Origin of the sequence: Planktotalea frisia, assembly GCF_001890925.1 — a bacterium.
Lineage (GTDB): Bacteria > Pseudomonadota > Alphaproteobacteria > Rhodobacterales > Rhodobacteraceae > Planktotalea > Planktotalea frisia.
The window spans coordinates 1-3,867 of record NZ_MLCB01000083.1 but is presented as its reverse complement, the minus strand read 5'-3'; the positions used below and the strand labels follow the sequence as shown (position 1 = coordinate 3,867).

1 protein-coding gene and 1 pseudogene are annotated in these 3,867 nt (G+C 54.0%); one reads left to right on the top strand and one right to left on the bottom strand.

The features are described 5' to 3' along the window. Positions 1-45: 45 nt before the first annotated feature. Positions 46-621: a recombinase family protein gene (locus PFRI_RS04740; protein WP_072629595.1), complete on the bottom strand. Its 576-nt coding sequence runs from the start codon at positions 619-621 to the stop codon at positions 46-48. A 133-nt stretch (positions 622-754) separates the two neighbouring features. Here PFRI_RS04740 and PFRI_RS04730 point away from each other — a divergent pair. Beyond that, positions 755-3,763, top strand: a pseudogene (locus PFRI_RS04730) (Tn3 family transposase). Positions 3,764-3,867: the final 104 nt, after the last annotated feature.

Sequence of the window (3,867 nt, the reverse complement as noted above, 5' to 3'; positions counted from 1 at the left end):
CAACAATGGGTCTATCCCAACAAAGGTACGAAACGCGACATAGGATTATCCCTGATTTCTGACGCGCATAATTGTTTGCCTGCTGGTTTTGAATTGGCGTGCAATGGCTGAGATTGCCTCGCCGTTTTTGATGTTCTCTTTCACCTCAGCTTGCTGATCGGCTGATAGAGCTGCTGGTCGGCCCAACATTTTTCCTTCTGCTTTGGCTCGGGCGAGGCCAGATTGCGTGCGTTCGATCAGGAGGTCACGCTCGAATTGGGCCACGGCGTTGATGACGTTCATAGTCATTTTTCCGGCGGAGCTGGTGAGATCAACACCGCCGAGTGCGAGGCAGTGGACACGAATACCGATGTCTTCGAGCTTGGCTACCGTGGTGCTGACATCAATAGCATCGCGCCCAAGCCGGTCGAGCTTGGTGACGATCAACACGTCACCCTTCTCCATTCTGTCCAGCAATTTGGAAAAACCCTCGCGCAGCGCGATGGCCATCGAACCTGAGATGGTTTCGGCAACAATGCGGTGCGGCTGAACTGCAAAACCAGCGGCTTCGATTTCCCGGATTTGATTTTCGGGTGTCTGGTCGAAAGTGGAGACGCGGGCATAGGCAAAAGTGCGTGACATGGACAATCTTCTTTACGAAATAGGTGTACGGAATGATACCTATGTCCTATAATATTACAAGATATTTTACGGACATGCTTTAAGCCCCTGTCCGCAATCGTCCCTTTTCGGTCACCGTTGACAGGATCAGTTTATGCCCCGAATGCGCATTCTCACGGTCAATGAACAGGAGGCCTTCAACAAGCCACCCCCGTTCGACCATCGCGACCGGAAGAAGTTCTTCGACTTTCCAAAATCTTTGCTGGCAGTCGCCGCGACCATGCGCAATCCGGATCATCAGATCAGTTTTCTGGTAAGCTGCGGATATTTTCGTGCGACACGACGGTTCTATGCGCCTGCGGATTTCGTGGATCGCGATATTGCCTATGTTGCTAGCCAGCTTGACCATTCGGTTCCATCAAACGTCCGTTAGCCAGATCGCACGCGTCAGCGCCATCAACAGGTCATCCTGGATTTCCATGGCTTCACACCCTTTGATCTGAGCGCCAGCACTACCTTGGCCACCGAGATCGCGACAATGGCGCGAATGCACTTGAAGCCGCGCCTGATCTTCGACCGCTGCGTGGATTTTCTGATCCAGCGGCGCGTGCAAGTGCCATCCGCCCATCGGTTGAATGACTTGATCCGTGCCAGTCTGCACGAACGCAAGGCAGAGATGATTGCATTGATGGACAGTCAACTGCTTGCCGAAACGCGGAACCTTCTTGATGACCTGTTCACGGCACCGGATGCTCAGAACCGCTACCGCCTAACGCTGCTTAAGCGATTGTCACAATCGACCAGCCCCTCAAGGATCAAGGAAGCCGTCGCTGATTTTGCAATATTGTCGGAGCTGCATCACCAGTTGGGCGACATTCTTGTACAACTCGATCTTGGCACCGCAGGCATTCGGTATTTTGCGGGCGGTGTGCTGCGATCAGAGATTTTCCAGATGCGGCGCCGGGATCAAAATGACCGATACATTCATGCCGCCGCCTTTGTTGCCCACCAATTCTACCGCTGTCAGGACAACATGGTTGATCTGTGGCTCAGCGTCATGGCGTCCTTCAAAACCGCTGCGGCCCGAGACTATCAGGAAACGCTCGTACAGGAGCGTCAGAACCAGCAACGGCAGATCGAAATCGTCGTCAATGGCTTGGAGGTTTCCGTCTTTGGTGTCATGCGCGATATTCGGAGCGTCATGTCTGCGGCCAATCTATCAGACGCTGAAAAGGTTGCCGCCACATTAGCCCTTCTCGAGCAGGGGCAGACGGAAGATTTCGACCGGCTGAAGGATGATCTTGCATCGACAGCTCAAGACGCCAGTTGGCACGCCATTCTGGAAGCGCGGTCGCTGAAACTCCAAAATCGTCTCAGCCCATTGCTACGGGCGTTGAACTTCATGCCGAACAAACGGGCCGCAGCCCTGCTGGCTGCGATTGATCACTTCAAGGCGGATGGGGATTTATCTACCAGCCATGCCCCAACGGAGTTCCTCAATGTAGAGCAAAGGGCGACACTTGTCCGCGCGGATGGTACGTTCCGTGTATCGCTCTACAAGGTTTTTCTGTTCCAGGCTGTCACCACGGCCATCAAGTCCGGCGACCTCAACGTGGAACAATCCTACAAATATAGGCCCATGGACGCCTATCTGATCGACAAAGAACGCTGGCAACAAGAAAAGGGCCATTTGTTGGAACGGTCAGGTTTGACTGAATTTACTGATCCCGCCCCCGTACTGGCCACGCTGAATTCCGCACTCTCCGCCCAGTATCAGGCAACGAATGATCGCGCTGCCGACAATTCCCATCTGAACCTGCGCAAGGACGGGACGTTTCATATTGGCACCCCGGCTTCCGATCCCAGTGAAGCCGATCCGTTGGGCGATCTCTTTCCCCAGCGGCAGGATGTTCCGCTCGCGCAGGTTCTGGAGACCGTCAATAATCACTGCAGCATGCTGCACTCTTTTGAGCATTGGCAGCAGACCCATGTCCGGCGGGCCACTTCCCATCCTGCCTTGCTCGCCGGGATCATGGGATTGGGCTGTGGCATCGGCGTGCGCAAGATGGCGCGGATTTCCTCGAAAATCACCGAAAGCGAGTTGGATCACACCGTGAATTGGCGCTTCTCACTTGAGAACATCCGAGCTGCCAATGACGCGGTGATCAAAGCTATGGACGCGATGGATCTGCCAAATCTGTATCGTCAGTCGCAGGATCAGCTCCATACTGCTAGCGATGGCCAGAAATTCGAAGTGCGCGGTGATAGCCTGCACGCCAGCCGGTCGTTCAAATACTTCGGACAGGGACAAGGCGTCAGCGCCTATACCTTCGTCGATGAGCGTAATTTCCTGTGGCATTCCCTGATGATCAGCGCGGCGGATCGCGAAAGTGCCTATGTGATCGACGGCCTCATGTGCAACGATGTCGTTAAAAGCGACATCCATTCCACCGACACCCACGGTTACACTGAGGCTGTCTTTGGCCTGACCCATCTGCTGGGTTTTTCCTTTGCTCCACGCATTAAGGGGGTTGGCAAGCAGACACTCTATATCTTCAAGCCAATAAATCAGGGGGCCAGAGACTGGGCTATCCGGCCTGATAAGACCATCAACGAAGCCGTGTTGCGCGAAAACTGGGACGACCTGCTGCGCCTCGTGGCCACCATCAAGCTGAAGGAAAACACCGCCTCGGACATCTTCCGCAGGCTCAATTCTTACTCACGCCAACACGCAATTTATCAGACTCTGAAGGCATTTGGACAGATCATCAAATCCCTGTTCATCCTGCGTTACATCGACGATCTCACCCTGCGCCAGGCTATCAAGCGTCAGCTCAACAAGGTTGAGCTGGCCAACCGTTTCACCCGCGCCGTGGCCGTCGGCAACCCCCGTGAGTTCACCCAAGTGGAAAAGGAAGAACAGGAAGTCGCAGAGGCCTGCAACCGCCTCATCAAAAACAGCATCATTTGTTGGAATTATCTTTACCTGACCAGACAGGTTGAAAAGGCTCCAGACACCCATGCCAGAAAAAACCTGCTATGCTTGATCGCCTCCCATTCGCCCATGTCATGGGCACATATCAACATGCTCGGCGAGTACGACTTCTCCGAGGAAAAGCTCCGCGATACCCTTGGCATCCTGCCCCCGAAAAAGGCAGCATAAACAAAGCAGCAAAACGGGAGGGGCGAAAACACGAAAAACGCCATCAGACCAACATCATGGCGTGAACGCTATGTCGCATTAAGTACCTTTGTTGGGAGGAACCC

Bases quoted from the DNA above. Each gene is read 5' to 3' on its own strand.
- PFRI_RS04740 (WP_072629595.1), bottom strand. From the start codon at position 621: ATGTCACGCACTTTTGCCTATGCCCGCGTCTCCACTTTCGACCAGACA.